General features: G+C 48.6%; 15 protein-coding genes. All 15 read right to left on the reverse strand.

The window, feature by feature from the left end; translation table 11 throughout:
• Window positions 1–8: 8 nt before the first annotated feature.
• The 15 genes from A4308_RS19265 to cpsG (A4308_RS19335) all read right to left on the reverse strand — a co-directional run bounded on the left by A4308_RS19265 (window position 9) and on the right by cpsG (A4308_RS19335) (window position 19,843).
• Window positions 9–1,190, reverse strand: a complete 1,182-nt coding sequence (locus tag A4308_RS19265; RefSeq protein WP_014884483.1) for a glycosyltransferase family 4 protein — start codon at window positions 1,188–1,190, stop codon at window positions 9–11.
• Window positions 1,168–2,367 carry a glycosyltransferase gene (locus A4308_RS19270; protein WP_045134932.1) on the reverse strand — a complete coding sequence of 400 codons (1,200 nt, stop codon included), beginning with the start codon at window positions 2,365–2,367 and terminating at the stop codon, window positions 1,168–1,170. Before A4308_RS19270 ends, A4308_RS19265 begins: the two co-directional genes overlap by 23 nt.
• Before the next feature lie 11 nt (window positions 2,368–2,378).
• On the reverse strand, window positions 2,379–3,797 hold the full coding sequence (gene murJ / locus A4308_RS19275; RefSeq protein WP_052687569.1) for a murein biosynthesis integral membrane protein MurJ: 1,419 nt from the start codon (window positions 3,795–3,797) through the stop codon (window positions 2,379–2,381).
• Window positions 3,798–3,868: 71 nt separating this feature from the next.
• A complete protein-coding gene (locus A4308_RS19280) occupies window positions 3,869–5,035 on the reverse strand; it encodes a glycosyltransferase family 4 protein (RefSeq protein ID WP_045135106.1) in 1,167 nt (388 codons plus the stop codon).
• Complete coding sequence (locus tag A4308_RS19285) at window positions 5,028–6,164, reverse strand: glycosyltransferase (protein WP_014884487.1); 1,137 nt, start codon at window positions 6,162–6,164, stop codon at window positions 5,028–5,030. The genes A4308_RS19280 and A4308_RS19285 overlap by 8 nt, the downstream gene beginning before the upstream one ends.
• Window positions 6,161–7,480, reverse strand: a complete 1,320-nt coding sequence (locus tag A4308_RS19290) for an O-antigen ligase family protein (protein WP_014884488.1) — start codon at window positions 7,478–7,480, stop codon at window positions 6,161–6,163. The genes A4308_RS19285 and A4308_RS19290 overlap by 4 nt, the downstream gene beginning before the upstream one ends.
• Window positions 7,481–7,513: 33 nt before the next feature.
• Entirely contained in the window at window positions 7,514–8,899 is a 1,386-nt protein-coding gene (cpsG, locus tag A4308_RS19295; RefSeq protein ID WP_045281009.1) for a phosphomannomutase CpsG, read from the reverse strand.
• Entirely contained in the window at window positions 8,899–10,296 is a 1,398-nt protein-coding gene (locus A4308_RS19300) for a mannose-1-phosphate guanylyltransferase/mannose-6-phosphate isomerase (protein ID WP_045281008.1), read from the reverse strand. Before A4308_RS19300 ends, cpsG (A4308_RS19295) begins: the two co-directional genes overlap by 1 nt.
• 261 nt (window positions 10,297–10,557) lie before the next feature.
• Window positions 10,558–11,457, reverse strand: coding sequence for a GalU regulator GalF (galF, locus tag A4308_RS19305; RefSeq protein WP_014884491.1), 900 nt, complete (start codon window positions 11,455–11,457; stop codon window positions 10,558–10,560).
• 176 nt (window positions 11,458–11,633) lie between these two features.
• A complete protein-coding gene (gene wcaM, locus A4308_RS19310) occupies window positions 11,634–13,025 on the reverse strand; it encodes a colanic acid biosynthesis protein WcaM (RefSeq protein WP_045281006.1) in 1,392 nt (463 codons plus the stop codon).
• A gap of 12 nt (window positions 13,026–13,037) precedes the next feature.
• Window positions 13,038–14,258 (reverse strand): colanic acid biosynthesis glycosyltransferase WcaL, encoded by a 1,221-nt coding sequence (gene wcaL, locus A4308_RS19315; RefSeq protein WP_023330877.1) that lies wholly within the window; start codon window positions 14,256–14,258, stop codon window positions 13,038–13,040.
• The gene (wcaK, locus tag A4308_RS19320; protein ID WP_023330878.1) at window positions 14,255–15,535 is read right to left on the reverse strand and encodes a colanic acid biosynthesis pyruvyl transferase WcaK; all 1,281 of its coding nucleotides are present in this window, start codon (window positions 15,533–15,535) and stop codon (window positions 14,255–14,257) included. Before wcaK ends, wcaL begins: the two co-directional genes overlap by 4 nt.
• A gap of 17 nt (window positions 15,536–15,552) precedes the next feature.
• Window positions 15,553–17,031 (reverse strand): colanic acid undecaprenyl disphosphate flippase WzxC, encoded by a 1,479-nt coding sequence (gene wzxC, locus A4308_RS19325; RefSeq protein WP_014884495.1) that lies wholly within the window; start codon window positions 17,029–17,031, stop codon window positions 15,553–15,555.
• 1 nt (window position 17,032) lies between these two features.
• Window positions 17,033–18,427: an undecaprenyl-phosphate glucose phosphotransferase gene (wcaJ, locus tag A4308_RS19330; RefSeq protein ID WP_045281005.1), complete on the reverse strand. Its 1,395-nt coding sequence runs from the start codon at window positions 18,425–18,427 to the stop codon at window positions 17,033–17,035.
• Window positions 18,428–18,472: 45 nt separating this feature from the next.
• Window positions 18,473–19,843 (reverse strand): colanic acid biosynthesis phosphomannomutase CpsG, encoded by a 1,371-nt coding sequence (gene cpsG / locus A4308_RS19335; protein WP_045281004.1) that lies wholly within the window; start codon window positions 19,841–19,843, stop codon window positions 18,473–18,475.
• Between the last annotated feature and the right edge of the window lie 48 nt (window positions 19,844–19,891).

Below are 19,891 nucleotides of genomic sequence, written 5' to 3' on the forward strand. Positions count from 1 at the left end.
CGTGGTCATTATTTTTCCGAATGAGTATAGCTGTTCTGTAGTCTTGCAGCCTGAGTATTAATTAAGGACTCAGAGTATTGCGCCCAGGCGCTTTCAACATATTGACTAAGTTGGTCACGGAAGCGCTGCTCCGAGAACGTTAAAGCATGTTCGCGACAATCTTCCGGCTTAATCTCGCTCGCATATTTTTCAAAGGTATTCACTGCTTCACAAATGGCATCTGCGGTTTGTTCAAAGAAGAACACGCCGGTCGCTTTCTTACTACCCAGTGGTTTAACCGTTTCGAGGCAACCACCTTTACCGTAGGTGATGACCGGAGTACCGCTTGCCTGCGCTTCAACAGGTGATATGCCGAAATCTTCTTCTGCGGCAAAAACATATGCCTTAGCACGCTTCATAAAATCAACTAGTGCAGCATCGTCCTGATATCCCAGAAGCGTAACGTTATCCGTAGCCAGCTGTTTAATCTTCTCCATTTCAGAGCCGTCACCGATAACAATTAATTTCTTTTCTGGCATATTAGCAAATGCGCTAACAATGAGATCAACCCGCTTATAAGGCACCATACGACACGCGGCCAGGTAGAAATCTTCTTTACTATCGCTAAATTCGAATTTTTCAGTATTTACAGGAGGATAAATAACATCAGCTTGTCTTCCATAAACTTTATTAATACGCCGTGCGATAAAATTCGAGTTGCCAATAAAATGATTAACACCCGCAGCAGTACGGTAATCCCAAATACGGATTTTATGTAGCAAATATTTTGCAAGTAAACCCTTCAGACCCTTATCCAGTCCAGATTCGCGCAGGTATTGGTGTTGGAAATCCCATGCGTAGCGGATAGGAGAATGAACATATGAAATATGAATTTGATCCGGCCCAGTGATAACCCCTTTAGATACAGCGTGGCTGCTTGAGATAATAACATCGTATTCAGACATATCAAGCTGCTCAATTGCCAGCGGCATTAATGGAAGATATGACTGGAATTTTTTAGATGCAAATGGCAAACGCTGGATAAATGTTGTGGTGACCTTTTTATTATTTAAAAAGTGGCGGTCATTTGGTTTTAAGAAATCACAGACAGCGAACACATCCGCATCAGGATAGCAATGAAGGATTTGCTCAACGACTTTTTCAGAACCTGCATAGGAACTGAACCACTCATGTACGATTGCTACTTTCATTACGCTTCTCATCAATTAACTTGAACATTTTTTCAGTGCGTGACTGGTATGTATATTCCCGAGCGAGTTCCTGACACTTTTCTACCGAAATCCGGTTTCCAGAAGTGATATCTTCTAGCGCAGAAATAAATTCAGAGGGACTGTGGGCGATACGAACATAGTCCGTAAAGTCACAAAGCGAGGCTAAATCCACACTCACTACAGCTTTTCCCGCAGCCAGATACTCAAAGAATTTCATTGGGAACATCGAAGCTGTATATTCATTTAGGTTATTCGGAAGCAATGTCGCCGTAAATCCTTTCAGATAACCAGGCAGTTCCTGATAGGCTCTCGGTCCAAGAAGATGAATATTTTTATGCCGAGTAAGCTGTGTTGCGTCGGTGTCTGGATCCCCCTCTCCTATATCCCCAATCATCACTATTGACCATTCAGGATGAGCTTCCGCAATTCTTTCAAGTAACGAGAAATTTACCTTATAGCCACTGATTGCACCGATAAATCCCATTCGTGGTTCTGGAATGTTGCTCAAGTCGACAGGTATCGGCAAATGTTCATCCAGCGCCTTTGAGAAATGGTTATAATCCGCGACGTTGGAGAAGTAATAGACTTCATCACTCCATTTCTTCCTTGTTTTAAGCAACGTCAATGACGTAACAAACGTAATATCAGCGCGTCGCACTAATTCTTCTTCAGCATTTTGAAGAATGTCAACTGGCATCCCAGGTTGGGCCTTAATTTCATCAACGCAATGGTATACTACGTAACTGAAATTATCGGGTTCAAGAAAACGCGTTGTCAAAGGATTATAAGTCCATAGCGTTTCATTCTTGAATTTTAAGCGCCAACACCAGTACTTAAGAGCACTACTTAGAATGAGTTTGTTTAGCTTGCGAACAAATGCATAGCTGTTGAACGGGATAGAAATTGGCGACCATACCCAAATATTATCGCGAACTTTTCGCGGCGCCTTAATTGCTTTAATTATGCGGCGAAGAATTCGCGATAGATCTTTCTTGTTTACGCTGGGTCGACGTAATCCCAAAGATTCAATATAAAGAACACAATGACCACGTTTCGCCAGTTCTAAAGCAACATGCTGTTTGTTGGTCCAGAAAGGATTATCCCAGTCAGCAGTAGATAAAACGACAATATCTTTAATGTCTGTATTTTTCTTCATAAATTATTACGCTATCGTAGTCCTTTCTTAGTGAGAATCCCTTTAATACCATTTCTGTACATAGGGAATGACATAGCCCATATTAAGCTAAACATCACGAAAATTGAACCATTCATCATTATCCGGAGAATCACATTATCTGGTTCAACTAAATAATGTCCAAATGCAAGAATGAGTGATGTATAAACAACAAGACCAATAGATATTTTAATGAGTACCGGGAGGAGATCTTTTGCAATTTTCAAATAACAGGCGCTAAGAATGAACATCATTAAACTGTAAATTGAGTTCCCCAAACCTAAACCGAAAGCGCCCCAGACTTTGTAAGTCACCAGGTTTACAATAGCATTACTGAGCAGAGCAACCATCATAACAATCAGTACCTGCTTATTTTTAAGGTGCGCACTGAGTGCTTTTATAAATATATAGCCAATTACCTGTGCCCAGAGTCCTATACACATACCCTGGATAATATCTGTAGTCACCGCTACAGAATGGTGGTCGAAAGCACCGCGCATAAACAGGAGGATAACAAGGTCTTTCGCATAGAAAAAGATGAAAAAAGATATGTTAATTACTAATAAAGCCAACCATTTATAAATAACTTTGATCTTGTCTCTGACAACCTCTGGTTTCTGTGAGGACCATTCGGACAAGCCCGCAAAAGCTATTGGTACAGATAAAATAAAAACAACGGTATCGGTGATAAAACGCGCATAATCTAGACCAGATACCACATCAATACTAATAAATGATGCAAGGGCTCTTTCAAGAGTAATATTTCCCTGCAAGATTAACGGCAATATAAGCAAAGGTCGCAGAGTTATCCAAAAGCTCTTCGATACCAACTTAACTTCTACAATATCAAAACGGTGTGGGAGAGTTAATATGGTACTTTTTCTGGCACGTAAAAGCGCCCATATACTGAAAATGATATAACTGCCGGTAAATCCCCAGGCTAAATATAAATAATTGCGAAAATAGTATGCAGCGACCACCCCTAACAGCATTCCAACATTCTGGATAGAAGCTCGCATCGATATGGGTTTGTAGTCCCCATGTGCCATTGAGAGGTAGTTTATTAATGCTGAAAACAGATAAAATGGGCAGCAAATTGCCATTATCTTTAGTAGTTCGGTCGACATCTCACGTGCGTTCCCGCTAATTCCAGGTGCCATGATGCCAACCCAATAGTCTGACAAAAAGTAGAGAACTATAAATATCGCTATCGATACCAACGCAAAGAAAATAAACATACATAACTTGAATGTTGATGCACGAAATTCATTTTCTGTTAAATATTTTTTGTATAAGGGAATAAACGCTGAATTAAGGCTATCACTTGTCATAAAATTAATTGGCACTAAAGTTCCTGTCTGGGCAATACGGTAGGCCCCATTAACATCACCTGTGCCAAAAAACTTAGCCATAAAAACTTCCCTGGCTAATCCAAGTACCTTTGAGAGCATATTTCCACTAAGCAATTGGCTTATGGCTTTTTTCATTTGAATGCTCTAAGAAATAATGAAATGTATTCGTTAACCGCATGACTTAATGTATTCTGCTTGGATATATATGATTTTCTTTCTTTACAACTAATCATATCTATATAACCTAATAAATCATTAATTGATATCTCACTCGGATTGCACTTAAATACTTTCTCTCCAGCAGTGAAAGTGAGATGTTCAGAGATGACAATTGGTACCCCAGCACTCATGGCTTCCAGCACGTTTAAAGGTAACCCTTCAACCCTTTTCGTCAGGAATAAAAATATATCAGCACACTGCATAAGCTTCGCTAAATCATAGCGACTTTTAGCGCCAAGGAACAATACGTCATTGTTCAGGGAAAGGTCATCAACTCTCTTTCGCAATTGTGGTTCGTAGGGACCGTTGCCACATATGAGAAGTTTTGCATTAGGTTTTGATTTTTTAATTTTCGCAAAAACATCAATATTGTTATCGATACCTTTCTGCTCATGTAAGCGTGAAGCCGAAAGAAACACCAACGCATCAGAATCGATTTTCAATTCTGCCCGCAATGCCGCTCGATTTGATGTTTCATCAGAGAATAATATTTCATCAATGCCATTCTCGATCTTTACAACTTTTTCTTTTTGGCAGATCAGCGTAGTAGGAAAATGTGTTAAATCAGTCTTTACCGCTTCACCGACAGCAACAATCCAGTCAAACTGAGAATAATGTTTTGCATCAGCATAAAAACCTAAAATATTTTTTACACTGGACAGAATTTTTTTAAGCTGTCGGGTTTTGAGCTTTGAAATCATCTCACCTACAGATGTTCCGTGCGCCTGCATGATAAACTTAGCATTCTGGAAGCATTTTTTATGCTGCAAGACACTGAACGCACCTGCGCTGATACTTATTACAGCAACTACGTTATCTTTATTACGCCAGGAATTGGCCAGTTTTTCAGTCTCAGACCACCACTCCTTAGAATAGACTGCCTGCGGTATATTTTTAATCTTGATTATTTCAGGACTGTTTACTGGTAATATTGTTTCCGCATCAAAATTAGTTGTAACAACTTTTACATCAAATCCTTTTGCTTGCAACTCAACAGCTAAATCCCATGCCACCACTTCCATCCCACCAAGATGATGAAATGGAAGAGAGCGGGAAAAAATAATTACTTCTTTAGCCATGAATCAGTTCCTGGTAAATTTTTTCTAATTTCAAGGTTTGTTCTGAGAGATTAAATTTTTCGCGAATAAAGTTGCGCGCATTATCGCCCATTTCAAAAGATGTTTGTTCGTTGTTCAATAAGTAGTCTATTCTCTCAGCAAGCTGATTAGCATCTCGTTCCCTGACCAAAAATCCAGTGTGCTCGTCGATTATCGCTTCAGGAATGCCTCCATGACGGGTACCAATAACGGGTACACTTGTCACTGCCGCTTCGAGAAGTACCATCCCTAATCCTTCTGCATCCCCTGTCTTCGCTGTAATGCTTGGTAGAACCAACATACTTGCTTTACGCATCCACGTCATCACGTCACCGTGCGAAAGCGCACCAGTGAATGTCACATTCCGTTCGAGCCCTAGCGATGAGACCTGAGCTTTAAGCTCCCCCATCAAAGGACCATCACCGATGATAACGAGTTTTACGTCAGCATTTCGTTCTTTCACATGCTTAATGGCGTTGATTAATACGGCAGTGCCTTTCTTCTCAACCAAACGAGCTACATGCAGGATGATACCTTGATAGTCTTGTCTTTCACGCGGCTTATATTTGTCAATGTCGATACCAATGTAGTGCTGAACGATCTTATTTTCAGGGAAGCCATGGCGCAAAGCCTGTTGGGCAATAAAATCAGAAACACAGATAAATTTATCACCCTGATTTTTAAGTTTCTTCTGATGAAGAAAATAGCTAATCCAGGCTGGAGACCGTGATGTTAGTAAATCTTTGTTACTCACAGTCACATCAAATCCATGCAGCGTCGTACACAGTGGGATTCCTTTCAGCTGCGCCAGTTTTAACGCATATAGTCCATCTATCGCAAAATGTGCATGAATAAGATCAAGGGGTTGAGCTTTTAGCACTGTTTGATAGGGCAGCGCGGAGGTTGTGAATGCGTTCGCAATCTCAGAAATTTTACCCGCAAGGTCTCCGCGTTCATTTAAAACGTGTGCGACAGCCCCCTCTGGTTTTTTGCCAATGACTCGTCTGCCGATATAGCACTTTTTGAAATTCTCGAGGGCTTCTGCCTGCTGTTGGATAAAAACTTCAGAACCCTTGAATAGTTGATTTCTGAAAATACCGACCGTGTTCATTCCTGTACCCTAAAATTCCTGTTTATCGGTAAATTTCCTGCCAGACAAAGCCCAAGCATTACTGCAAAAACAACCATCTGGTGTTGCTCACCAATCAAACCAAAGTTCTCACCAAAGCCATGTGCGAATAGCCATGAGATCACCATTAAAAATGAAAATCCGATGTTTTTCTGCTTTTCATCGATGCTTCGTATCGCCCGAAGGGCAATTCGAATGCAGCACAGAATAAAGCCGAGCCCCAAAAGAGAGGCGATCAAGCCTGACTTTGACCAAAGATAGATAAGTGTATTATGCGGTGGAAGGAAATAATCAGTATGTTTACTGTAATCGGCTTCCCATCCACCAAATCCTTGTCCCATCATTGGATTATCAGTAAACGCATTAAAAGCATAACTCCATATCTGGTAACGCGTTTCAGCGGTATCAGTTGATTCCTGTAAAAATCCGTTTTGTCCGATTACGCTAAAGATAACGCTGATAGCAATTAAGACGATGGCAAAAGAAGCGCCTGCTGTCACCACAATGACCTTAGTCGAGCGCTGCAATGTCAGGTAGAAAACGAATGCCGGGATAAGAATGGCAAAAAGGATGCCAGCTTTGGAGCCAGTAAAGAAAACAGTGGCCCACAACAGGATAGCCATTAATAGCGTTATTTTCGCCTTTGAAACTTTATAGATACCCCATGCCATAAACGAAGAGATACCGACGTAACAGGCTGCCGCATTGGCATTGACGAACAACAGTCCCCCAGATTTTACCGGGTCGTAAAAGTTGTTTCTGGCACCATCTAACAAGCCCTGCAGCGTGTTCATCCCCATCGTAAACTTACTTACAGGTGAAAGAATAACTGCTAATTCAAGGGACTCATTAAACCGGAAAATGATTACTGTTATAGCCTGCAAGCAAACAAAGAACAGCATCAAATTAATAATCTTATATAATGCAATGCGATCTTTTAATGCCAGAACATAGATGGCGTTGGAAATAACGATAAACTCACACAAATAGGCAATATCACGGATGCCCATTGATTTCTCAACTGACCATGCCAGGCTTAAGAGGCTAATACCAATCAACCCAAGCAGCATCACATTTGCCGGTTTGCCTAAGAACCGATTGGCGTTAATGATAAATTCAGGAAGGAGTATAGCGGGCAAAAGAAAAGCCAGCGGGACATCCGCCCCACTTAATTGCACCAGGTAGAGCTGCGGGATGCTGCATACAAGCACCAGCAACAATCGGGTTCGTAAGGACAGCGCGAGGAAAACAAAATATACGAGTAAACCTACGACTGCTGCTAATAAGACTTCAATCATTAATTTTATCCCACGAGATTTAGCAACCCAAAACTATCTATTTATCAGCCCTAATAGTTCTTCTCGCTTTGTTTCCATTAATCTCTGATCTCCATGCGATTCAACATTCAGACGAAGCAGAGGCTCGGTATTCGATGTACGGATATTAAATCGCCACTCAGGAAAAGACATACTCAAGCCATCCGTATAGTCAATATCGGTAGCTTGTGAGGCATAGCGCTCCTCGATATCAGCGATTAATCTCGAAGCATTTATAACTTTTCTGTTTATCTCACCCGAGACAGGGAAACGCGCAATTCGCGACTCAACCAATGAGCCAAGAGAGTGGCCTGTTGTTAATACCAGTTCTGCCACAAGCAGCCAGGGGATCATGCCACTGTCGCAGTATGCAAAGTCACGGAAATAATGATGGGCACTCATTTCTCCACCATAAACCGCGTTCTCAGCACGCATGCGTTCTTTAATGAAAGCGTGGCCTGTTTTAGACATTACAGGGATACCCCCAGCACTCTGGACGATATCAACCGTATTCCATGTGAGTCGTGGGTCGTGGATGATTTTTGACCCAGGCTCTTTGTTGAGAAACGCCTCAGCTAACAAGCCAACAATGTAATAACCTTCAATAAAGTTGGCTTTTTCGTCAAAAAAGAAGCAGCGATCAAAATCACCGTCAAACGCAATCCCCATATCGGCCTGAGCAGCTAACACAGCATTAGCCGTATCCTGTCGTGCTTCTGGTAAAAGCGGATTGGGAATGCCATGTGGGAAGGTACCGTCCGGATCGTTATGAACTTTTATAAATTCTACCGGTACACCGGCCTGTTTGAAGCGTAGTTCGATTGCATCAATGACATGCCCTGCCGCACCGTTGCCGGAGTTAATGACTAATTTCATCGGTTTGATACGGAAATTATTGAGATTCACATAGCTTAATAAATGATCAACATACTCCCTGAGAATATTAATCTTCTTATAATTGCCTTTATGCTGTGTGGGCGCAAAATCATTCATTTCCGCTACGTGCTGAATCTCTTTTAAACCCGTATCACCACTGACAGGTCGCGCACCGCTACGAACAAGCTTCATCCCATTATAATCGATGGGATTGTGGCTCGCGGTGACTTCAATACCGCCGTCGACGTTCAAATGAAATGTGGCGAAATAGATCTCTTCTGTGCCCGACAGTCCAATATCAAGCACGTCGCATCCGCCAGCCATGAGCCCCTCAGCCAGAGCCAGCTTTAATGACTCACTGGTCAAACGAACATCCCCTCCAACGACAACCTGCTTCGGAGCAAGACATTGTGCGTAAGCACGGCCAATACGCCAGGCAATATCTTCATTAAGTTCTTCGCCCAATTTCCCACGAATATCATAGGCTTTAAAACAACTTAACTTATTATTATTTTTATTTACCATCATGAAATCCTTAGTACGTCATCTTCGCCTAAATAACTACCAAACTGAATTTCCAGAACCTCAAGATTTATTTTTCCTGGATTCGAGAGCTTGTGTTTTTTTCCAACTGGAATCGTCGTTGATTCATTCTCGGTAAGATAGATTTCGTTTTCTTCAACACCAATAAGCGCGGTTCCAGTGAGCACAACCCAGTGTTCAATGCGATGGTGATGCAACTGAAGGGAAAGCTCACCACCGGGTATAATAGTCACACGGTTAACTCTATATCGTGCGTCCCGAACCAGCGTTTCAACGTGGCCCCAGGGCATATAACGGGTAGTATGTTCACGGCATTCACTACGTGAATTGGCTTTTAGGTGTTCAACAACGACTTTCACATCCTGGACACTATCTTTATGGGATACCAGCAATGCATCTTTCGTATTGACAATAATAAGGTCTTCTAAGCCAAGTGCTGCCGTTAATTTATCCTCGCTACGGATATAACAATCCCGAGTATGATGAGTAAAGATATCACCGATCAACGCATTACCTTCAGCATCGTGGGCAGACGTTTCCCATAGCGCTGACCATGACCCTACGTCATTCCAACCTGCATCCATTGCGGTCACAATCCCCAGTTCAGTATGTTCCATAACCGCATAGTCGATGGAGTCTGAAGGGCAACGGCTGAAAATCTCTTTGTCGAGCTTAATGAAGTCGAGATCGTTAACCGGCTGCTGCATAGCATTTTTACATGCTTCCAGAATCGACGGACAAAACTTAGCCACTTCGTTCAGATAGGACGAGGCCCGGAACATAAACATACCGCTGTTCCAAAGGTACTCTTTGCTTTCAAGGTAGGACATGGCGGTCGTCAGATCCGGCTTTTCCACGAATCGTTTGATTTTCCATGCTATAGACTGACCCGCATGCTGCACTTCACCGCGCTGAATGTATCCGTACCCCGTCTCTGGTTGCACAGGCACGATGCCAAAGGTAACCAGTTTACCCTCTTCAGCGAATGGAATAGCGTTGCTGATAACCGAATGGAAAGCCGCAGTATTCGCAATGAGATGATCGGCAGCAAGAATGAGCATGACAGGATCGTTGCCGGTTTCCAGCGCATGAAGAGCGGCAAGCGTGATTGCTGGCGCTGTATTTCGCCCAACGGGTTCGAGGATAATATTACCGGCCAGTTTATGCATTTGCCTTAACTGTTCGGCCACCAGAAAACGATGATCTTCATTACAGATGACAATGGGGTCGGCTACTTCCAGGCCATCAAGACGCGAGATCGTATTTTGAAGCATCGACCCTCCCTGATGGAATGAAAGAAATTGCTTGGGCTGCAATTCTCGAGACATCGGCCATAGTCGACTCCCTGTTCCTCCTGCGATCACCACTGGAAGTAACATCCTGCTTCTCCTGCTTTGCTCAATACGGTTTGTGTGTAAAAAAGCATGCTACCGCCCCTGGCCTACGCTACCAGAAGCAATACTCGCCATTAAAACTCTCGGACTGCATGTCGTTTCAGCAGTTGACGAGATGAATAATAAGTTTTTGGGCTGCTGTTTCGCCAGAAACTGAAATCAAATTTATTGGGTTTATATAAGACAAAAGACCACACTGATATTTCAGGGTAGTCTCCTGTTTTACTGGACTATCAAAGCTGACAATCAGTCATGCGTATCTAGCAGCTTTTTAATGGTCTCGCGGAACTTATGGCCCTCTTTGAGGTTACGCAGCCCATAGTTCACAAACGCCTGCATATACCCCATTTTCTTACCGCAGTCATAGCTATCACCTGTCATCAGCATGGCATCCACAGACTGCTTCTTCGCCAGCTCAGCAATCGCGTCAGTCAGCTGAATACGGTCCCAGGCGCCTGGCTCGGTTTTTTCCAGTTCCGCCCAGATATCGGCATTCAGAACATAACGACCCACCGCCATCAGGTCGGAGTCCAGCGTCTGCGGCTGATCCGGCTTTTCGATGAACTCAACGATGCGGCTCACCTGCCCTTCCGTCTCCAGCGCTTCTTTCGTCTGAATCACAGAGTATTCAGAGAGATCGCCCTTCATGCGTTTTGCCAGTACCTGGCTGCGACCGGTTTCGTTGAAACGCGCCACCATGGCCGCCAGGTTGTAGCGCAGCGGATCGGCAGACGCGGTATCAATGATGATGTCCGGAAGAACAACGATGAATGGGTTATCACCGACAACCGGACGGGCACACAGGATGGAGTGGCCCAGCCCCAGCGGCTGCGCCTGGCGCACGTTCATGATGGTCACGCCAGGTGGACAAATAGATTGCACTTCCGCCAGCAGCTGGCGTTTGACGCGCTGCTCAAGCAACGCTTCGAGTTCGTAAGAGGTGTCGAAGTGGTTTTCAACCGCATTCTTGGACGAGTGCGTAACCAGGACGATTTCTTTGATCCCTGCAGCAACAATCTCGTCGACGATGTATTGAATCATCGGTTTGTCGACGATCGGCAGCATTTCTTTAGGAATGGCTTTTGTGGCTGGCAACATATGCATGCCCAGGCCTGCTACCGGAATGACTGCTTTCAAATTAATCATTATTTCTTCCACCTTAAAATGGTTGACGAATTATAGCTCTTAAACCTGTTTTCGCCAGCATGATTTGCCGTAATCCTGAGGTAATGTTACGCCTCAGCATCACAAATTTCTGTAGTTGTAATCTGATTCGATCGCGCTTTTGTGCCAGGAATAGTCTCAAAACAGACAATCGTCGATTATTTGCGCGGAAGTGCAAAGTTCAGCCTTTCCACATTCACCACCTGCTGGTCCACCCGGTCAATATCCACCGAGCTCTGCCCCTTCTCATTCACCGCTTTTATGTTCGCCAGTGACAGCAGGGTCTCATCTTTGGCCATAAATTTGCCCCGCACATCCTTACGTAAGTCAAAGTTTATCTTCAGCGCAGGGCCGATAGCAGCCTCCTGCATCACGTTGATATTACGTAAGAACAGATGCTGCGGCTTATTGTGCAGCTCAAGCGTCGCGCGCTTCATCTCGACGTTGGTGATCGCCACAAAGGAGGTGGCATTGCCGGATGATATTTGGATTCCGCGCAGCTTATACGCAAGCTGGCGATTATCCAGATGAATATTGTTTAGCTTGAAGTTCTGGGGAATGGACAAATAATCGCCTTTAATGACCCCATAGCCAATTAGCATTCCGGCACTATTGACCATATCGACATTATCAATAATGAAATTATCACAGCCATAAATAGCTACCGTGGCGTTATCTATTCCCGCTTTTTTACTGAAGTCGGGGGTAATATTTTCGGCCTTTATATTGCGGATAACAAAGTGTTTACCGTTTTCAACATGTACCAGCTGGCGACAGTTGCTGCCGGTGATGTTGGCCACCACGAAGTTCTTAACGGTCTGTTTTTCAGGATAGTCGTTGTCGTAGGTGCTCCCGGCGAGGCCAATACCGATACCCCAGTTGATCTTGCCGTTGGTGCAGTTGATGTTGTCGATGACGTGATCGGAGATCAGGATATTGCGGTCATTGATCGCCACATTCCACTCAATCGCATCGCCCTGCAGGTGGCTGAATTTGCTGTTGGTAATACGGGCCCCATCGATCTGGTTATGAAAACCCTGACGCAGGATAGCGTAGTTAGCCTGGCTCACGCTGATATTATCAATCAGCAAATTGCGCATCACTTTGGGTTTCTTACCGCCAATGTAGATCTGCGTTACCGGGCCAAATCCACTCATTGCCAGCCCTTTAATCACACAATCTGAGCCACGAACGTCGAGCGTAATGTTCTCCGTGCGCCCTGCCCCTTCGCCAATGACCTTGCAGCCTTCCTGCAGAACAAAGCGGCCGCGCCCGTTGCCGGTTAACGCCCCGTGGATCAGCAGCGTTTTACCGTCAGGAATGAAAATGCCCGTATTGATGTTTTCGCAGGTGAGTCCCGCCGGGACAACGACGATGTCACCTTCTTTAAACGCCTGCTTAAAGGCAGCGATCCAGTCGTTGTTATTGTACTGATTAACAGAGACCGTCTTTCCGCCTGCCGCCCGCGCGAGGCGGGACGACAGCAGCGGCGTGGCCGCCAGAACGGACAGAGAAGAGACAAAAGTGCGTCGGGTAATCGTTTTCAGCATACAACCTCGGCGTTACAGCGTTTGCAGCAGGCTCGCTAACTGGCGATTTATCACCTGCTGGTTAAAATCGGTTTCTACTTTTTGTCTGGCATTGTGAAGCACGGGCTCCAGCGCCTGCTGGTCGATGTCGCTGAAGGCCGCTAACCGGTCAGCAAGGGCCATCGCGTTATTCTCCGGCACCAGCCAGCCGGAATGGTCAGATTTAATCAGCTCCGGGATCCCGCTGTGCAGGGTCGATACCACCGGAATACCCACGGCCATCGCCTCCATCAGCGCCACCGGAATGCCTTCCATGTCACCATCGGCGCCCGTCACGGAGGGCAGCAGGAACACGTCCGCCTCATCGAGCATGGCCTTAACTTCATGGCTCGGCTTAAAGCCCGGCATCTCCACGACATCGTCCAGCTGATACTGTTCGATAAGCGTGCGCAGACGACGTTCCCACGGCCCAATGCCGAGAATGCGATAGTGGAACGCCACCCCGCGTGCTTTTAGCTGACGGCAGGCCTCAATGGCCACATGCAGACCTTTCTTTTCGGTCAGACGCGCCACAGAAATGATCTGTAGCGGTTTTCCCGGCACCTTCACCGGACGACGCGTAAAGCGCGTTAAATCGACGCCCATGCGCGAAACGGCAATCTTCTCACCCGGGCAGCCCATACTTTTCAGGCGTCCGGCCCACAGGTCGCTGATGGGCAGCATCATGTCACCGCGGCGGAAAAGCTGCTGATACTCTGGCGTATAGTGGTTCAATACTTCACGGCTTGAGATGTCGATTCCGTGGAAAATAGTCGCAATCTTGCCGTCTATTACCCCCAGTTCGCGCAGCTTCGCGGCAGTGACACCCGCCGGGCCGAAGTGGGCGATAAACACATCGGCACGATACGGCTGCGCCGTTTGCCCGCAGATGGCCGACAGGATCAGATTGCGAGATTCGGACCCATAGCGGGAAACATTCAGCGCCCGCCAGGTCTGCGGCCGATGGATCCCGCGTAAGGTCTGGCTGGCCCGGTGGCGCAGCTTGCTCAACTTCCCGGAAGGCTCATCCTGCAGCCAGCGGGTTTTCGCCTCCAGCCCATACTGGGTATAGGCCGCATGGGTGTTTTGGGTATCGCCCTTTTGCAGGGCGATAATCTCCACGTCATATCCCATATCGATAAACGCGGTAATTTGGTTCAGCACAAAGGTCTCGGACGACAGCGGAAATTTCAGTAAGAAGAAACCAACCTTCATTTCCCCTCCCGTACGCGGTCGAGTACCGATTTCACCATGCCAATGCCCTTCTCGCGCTCGGCTTTCACCGCCACGGCCAGCCGTTCGTTGATGGCGGGCAGTTGACCCAGTGTGTCCCCCACCATCGCACCAAGCGAACCATCCAGCAGATGACGGATATCCACGGCCATTTCCGGCATGCCAAGCTGCTGCATAATCCCGGCGGATTTGTGTTCGTAGTTAATGGCGATGGCCGGCGTACCGAAGTTCATGGAGATAATGGCCGAATGCAGGCGGGTGCCGACGGTCAGGTCACAGGCGCCGAGCAGCTTGCCCATTTCAAGGTCGTTCAGCTCATCCATCACAACGTGATAACGGGACGGATCGTTAACCAGGTTGCGCAGGTTCAGCGCCACCATGCGGTCATCTTTGTTGTAGCTGTCGATGCCGGTACAGGTGGAAAGCGCCAGTACCTGATAGCCGCTGTCCAGCACGCGGTTTACCACGTCGGCAAAGGCTTTCTCATACGCCGCCTGGGTGGTGCCTAGGCGTTTATCAAAGGGAGCCAGTTCACGCAGCGTGATGGCGACCGTTTTTTGTTTTGCCGCCACGTCCAGCCAGTGCTGTACCGCGTAGCTTGCCTGGAAGCTGTCGTCCTGATGATCCACCAGCCAGGCGGTGTCCACGCCGTGTTCTACTTTAGACGTGTCAATTTCGCTGCGCTTCATCATATCCAGACTCACCGACTCACGCAGGATCAGCGCGTCGCAGTGCCCAAAGACATAGTTCGCCAGCTGGTTAAACTGCGGATCCTGGAAAGGTCCGACGCTGTGGCCAATCATAAACAACGGCTTTTTGGCCATAAACGTGCAGAGCGCATGTTCAAACTGAGGTACGCCGTAGAGATCGACGAAGAACGAACCGCCAACCTGAATAATCGCGTCGTAGCCGGACAGCAGCCGCACGAAATCGGTAAAGCCCTGCGCAATCGCAATGTTGCGCAGCTTGCCGGTATCCGTCACGCGGGAAAGTAGCACCTGGTGCTGGTAGCGACGACGCAGGACTTTCTTCACTCGCCCCATCACGCCTGCGGCGTTGTTATGCTGTTTCATCTGGCTGTAGAGCGGGTCGCCCATTACCGGGCGGTTCAGTAACCAGGATGAGCTGACCGGATAACGGCTCATCACGTCCACTTCGGTCTCAGGCTTAAGGGTGTTAATTGCATCCAGTAAACCGCGCAGGATGGCGCTGTCGCCACGGTTGCCGCAGGTATGGTTGCCAAGAATTAATAATTTCATAATGGCCTCTTAAATAACTAGCCTGCGCGAAGCAGCGTTTTCATTTTTTCGTTACGGCAAAACTGGCGCTTCATTTCGACCACCAGCGCATTGCGTGACAGCACAATCATCACGCCAAATGCCAGCGCGCCGGCGGCCACCTGCACCGCCAGCAGTGCGGCCAGCGGCAGATGGCCGCGAAGGATAATGCCCAGACCGTAGCTCACAGCAAGGGTTGGCAGTGAGAGGTAAAACGGCAGCCACAGACTCAAAATGTACTGACGGTAGCTGGAGCCCAGCACCGGCTTAATCATGATGAAGTAGCTCAGAACGGTATTGACTACCTGCACCAGCAGGAAGCCCAGCGTGACGCCGATGGCGCCCGCCATATGGCCGCCGACGATAATCGCCGGAATAAACAGGAAGGTTTTGAACACGTTGAACTTGAAGCTGATATCCACCCGTGCCTTCGCCATCAGCAGCGAACCAATCGGATTCCCCACGGAGCGCAGCAGCCCCACCACGCAAAGCAATTGCAGGATCGGGATAATGCCGTTCCACTTCTCGCCAAACACCAGCGGTACGAAGTTGCTCGAGACCACCATCAACCCCAGCAGCACCGGGAAGTTGATGATCCCTACCACGGACAGCAGCTTGTAAAAATTAACGCGCAGCTTTTCGGTATCGTCCTGAATCTTGGCAAACGCCGGGAACAGGACGCGGGTGATAATCGGGTTCAGCTTCATCGGCGGTACAACCGCAACGTTATAGGCCAGGTTGTAGCCCCCCGCGACGCTCGCCCCAAGAATACGTGCCAGCACCAGCGTTGAGAGATTGGTATTCACGTAGTTAATGATGCTGTCCGCCGTCAGCCACGCGCCAAAGCGCAGGTTAGACGAGACGGACGCGAGAGAGAAATGCAGCCCCGGGCGATAAATTTTGCGGCCAAAATAGCCAAACAGCAGCGTACGCACGGCGGAGTTGACCAGGTAACCGAGGATGGCCGTCATCGCCAGCGGCCAGAAATGGGCGCTGACCACGGTGAAGGTAAAGCCCGCCAGCACGGCGCTGGTTTCGATCATGCCGATTTTGTTGAACTCCAGCTCTTTCTGCATCAGCGCGCGGAACTGCTGCCCGTGTGGGATCACCACGAAGGCAAAGGACAATGTGCGCATCAGCGGGGCGAGATCCGGGTTGTGCAGCACGCTGGCGATAGTACCGCTCAGCAGAAAGACCAGCACAAATACGAAAATACCCAGCCCCACATTCAGCCAGTAGAGCGTGGTCAGCTCCAGATGGCTGATCTCTTTACGCTGGATAATCGAGTTGGCGATACCAAAGTCCGACAGCGTGTCGGCCAGCGCAATAATCACCAGCGAGACGGTCAGCAGGCCGAACTGGTGATTATCAATAATGCGCGCCAGCACCGTCATCTGCACCAGACCGAGGCCAATGATGACGATGGTCGCCATCGCTGACCACTTGGCGCCGCTGATGGTTTTTTCACGTAAGCTCATCTTAGTACGCCGCTTTGTTCACGAAGCCTTTGAAAATGGTCAGAAAAACAATCTTGATATCGAACCAGAGGCTCCACTCGCGGATGTACTCCAGATCGAACTCGATGCGTTTTTCCATTTTTTCCAGCGTGTCGGTTTCACCGCGCCAGCCGTTGATCTGCGCCCAGCCGGTGATGCCCGGCTTCACCTTATGGCGCAGCATGTAGCCTTCAATCAGCGAGCGGTACTGCTCGTTGTGCGCCACGGCGTGCGGACGGGGGCCAACAATCGACATGCCGCCGGTAAAGACATTGATAAACTGCGGCAGCTCGTCCAGCGAGGTGCGACGCAGGAAGTTACCTACGCGGGTGACGCGCGGATCGTTCTGCGTCGCCTGGGTGACCACCTTGTCGTTCTCCATCACCTTCATAGAGCGGAATTTCCAGACCATGATCGGCTTACCGTCCATGCCGTAGCGGGTCTGACGGAAAATGACCGGGCCGGGGGAGCTCAGCTTCACCGCCAGAGCGATGCAGCACAGTACCGGGGAGATGAGGAGTAAAATCAGCGAAGAGAGCACGATATCTTCCACGCGCTTGAGCACGCGGTTAATGCCCGACAACGGCGTATCGTACAGCGGTACCACCGGCACGCCGTTCACCTCCTCAATACGGGAATGCAGAATGTTGAAGGTAAACACATCCGGGATGAGGATCACCGAGCAGGTGGTATCCGCCAGCTCGCGCATCAGCTGCTTAATGCGGGATTCGTCTTTCATCTGCATGGCGATATAAACGTTGTGAATTTTTCCGGCTTTCGCGTCTTCAATCAGTTGGGTGTAATTCCCCGCCCAGTCCGACGGCACGCCGCCCGGTTTCGCGTCGTGATAAATGCCCACCACTTCAAACCCTAACCACGGCTCTTTGCGGAAGCTCTCGAGCAGAACCCTTCCAACCGGCAAATCCCCTGCCACGGCCACAAAGCGACGGTTATAGCCGCGGTTACGCAGCCAGCCCGCGCCAAAGCGGATCAGGGAGCGGCACACCACCATGCCGACGCTGGTCAGCAGATACCAGCTGAGATAGGTCACGAGGCGATTATCGAAATCATGGCTGAACGCTACCAGGCCCGCGCTGAAGATCAGACTCAGGGTCCAGTTCTGCAGCAACAGCATCAGTTCGGTAGTCATTTTCACGCCGCGCCACGAGCGGTAGAAATCGGTCATCCCGCCGATCATCTGAAACACGACCAACGCAATCAGCGCCATCAGCAGATGCATATATAAAAACGGCAGCCCGCCGATCCGACACACCGCCCACAGTCCGCCGACCATGATGGTGATATCAGAAAAACGCTGCACCATAGAGATTAACGATGCATTCGTTCTCGCTCGTTCGCGTTTTTTTAGATTCGTCATCGTTGTTCCTGTATTCGGTTTCCCCTCCTCCCGGAGGGGCAATTGTTACTGATTCAACAGCGCCAGAATGTCCTTCGTTCGGGCTTCCATCAGCGCCGTATCCGCGCGGGATTCCACGTTCAGGCGCACCACCGGCTCGGTATTAGAAGAGCGCAGGTTAAAGCGCCACTGTGGAAACGCCATGCTGATGCCGTCGGTGCGGTCAACTTCCAGCGCGTGAATGGCAAAGTGTTGCTCCACGCGGGCAATCGCCTCGGCGGGCTGCGCCAGCTTGCTGTTGATCTCCCCGCTCGCCGGGAACGCCGCCATGCGGTCGCGCACCAGCTCACCCAGCGTTTTCCCTTTCAGACACAGGAGTTCAGTCACCAGCAGCCACGGGATCATCCCGCTGTCGCAGTAGGCAAAATCACGGAAGTAGTGGTGGGCGCTCATCTCACCGCCGTAGATAGCGTCTTCTTCACGCATGCGCTCTTTGATAAAGGCGTGACCGGTTTTGGACATCACCGGCGTGCCGCCTGCCGCTGACACCACATCGACGGTGTTCCAGGAAAGACGCGGGTCATGAATGATTTTCGCACCCGGGTTTTTCTCAAGGAACGCTTCCGCCAGCAGGCCGACAATGTAGTAGCCCTCGATGAACTGCCCTTTCTCGTCGAACAGGAAGCAGCGGTCGAAATCGCCGTCAAAGGCAATGCCCATATCCGCGCCGTGCTCAATCACCGCGTTACGGGTGTCGTCGCGGCACTCCGGCAGCAGCGGGTTAGGAATACCGTTCGGGAAGTTGCCGTCCGGGGTGTTGTGCACTTTGACGAAGGTCACCGGCACGTTCAGCGCTTTAAAGCGGGCTTCCAGGGCATCCACCACCGGGCCGGCCGCGCCGTTACCGGAGTTGATAACCAGCTTCAGCGGCTTGAGGTTCGCCACGTTGATGTAGCCCAGCAGGTGATCGATATACTCTTTTTGCAGGTTGATTTGCTTATAGCTGCCGCGTTTCGCGTCGTTCACCGGCGGGAAATCGTTGGCTTCCGCCAGACGCTGCACGTCGCGCAGGCCGGTGTCGCCACTGATAGGACGCGCACCTTTGCGCACCAGCTTCATGCCGTTGTAGTCCATCGGGTTGTGGCTGGCGGTCACTTCAATACCGCCGTCCACGCCCAGGTGGAAGGTGGCAAAGTAAATCTCTTCGGTCCCGGAAAGTCCGATATCCAGCACGTCCACGCCCGCGTCCTGCAACCCTTTCGCCAGCGCCAGCTTCAGGGATTCACTGGTCAGACGCACGTCGCCGCCCAGCACGATGGTCTGCGGCTTCAGGTATTCGCCATAGGCGCGGCCAATGCGCCACGCGATATCTTCATTCAGCTCTTCGCCCAGCTTGCCGCGAATATCGTAGGCTTTAAAACAGGTTAATTTTTCCATGATGACCCCTTTTTCAGGCAACAGTCGGCCCTGACCACTAAATGGCCA

Source organism: Enterobacter sp. ODB01 (assembly GCF_001623605.1).
GTDB lineage: Bacteria > Pseudomonadota > Gammaproteobacteria > Enterobacterales > Enterobacteriaceae > Enterobacter > Enterobacter kobei.

Bases quoted from the DNA above. Each gene is read 5' to 3' on its own strand.
- murJ (WP_052687569.1), bottom strand. From the start codon at position 3,797: ATGGCTAAGTTTTTTGGCACAGGTGATGTTAATGGGGCCTACCGTATT.
- A4308_RS19285 (WP_014884487.1), bottom strand. From the start codon at position 6,164: ATGAACACGGTCGGTATTTTCAGAAATCAACTATTCAAGGGTTCTGAA.
- A4308_RS19300 (WP_045281008.1), bottom strand. From the start codon at position 10,296: ATGTTACTTCCAGTGGTGATCGCAGGAGGAACAGGGAGTCGACTATGG.
- A4308_RS19290 (WP_014884488.1), bottom strand. From the start codon at position 7,480: ATGATTGAAGTCTTATTAGCAGCAGTCGTAGGTTTACTCGTATATTTT.
- wcaL (WP_023330877.1), bottom strand. From the start codon at position 14,258: ATGAAGGTTGGTTTCTTCTTACTGAAATTTCCGCTGTCGTCCGAGACC.
- wcaM (WP_045281006.1), bottom strand. From the start codon at position 13,025: ATGCTGAAAACGATTACCCGACGCACTTTTGTCTCTTCTCTGTCCGTT.
- wcaK (WP_023330878.1), bottom strand. From the start codon at position 15,535: ATGAAATTATTAATTCTTGGCAACCATACCTGCGGCAACCGTGGCGAC.
- galF (WP_014884491.1), bottom strand. From the start codon at position 11,457: ATGATTAATTTGAAAGCAGTCATTCCGGTAGCAGGCCTGGGCATGCAT.
- wcaJ (WP_045281005.1), bottom strand. From the start codon at position 18,427: ATGACGAATCTAAAAAAACGCGAACGAGCGAGAACGAATGCATCGTTA.
- wzxC (WP_014884495.1), bottom strand. From the start codon at position 17,031: ATGAGCTTACGTGAAAAAACCATCAGCGGCGCCAAGTGGTCAGCGATG.
- A4308_RS19270 (WP_045134932.1), bottom strand. From the start codon at position 2,367: ATGAAGAAAAATACAGACATTAAAGATATTGTCGTTTTATCTACTGCT.
- A4308_RS19280 (WP_045135106.1), bottom strand. From the start codon at position 5,035: ATGGCTAAAGAAGTAATTATTTTTTCCCGCTCTCTTCCATTTCATCAT.
- cpsG (WP_045281009.1), bottom strand. From the start codon at position 8,899: ATGGTAAATAAAAATAATAATAAGTTAAGTTGTTTTAAAGCCTATGAT.
- A4308_RS19265 (WP_014884483.1), bottom strand. From the start codon at position 1,190: ATGAAAGTAGCAATCGTACATGAGTGGTTCAGTTCCTATGCAGGTTCT.
- cpsG (WP_045281004.1), bottom strand. From the start codon at position 19,843: ATGGAAAAATTAACCTGTTTTAAAGCCTACGATATTCGCGGCAAGCTG.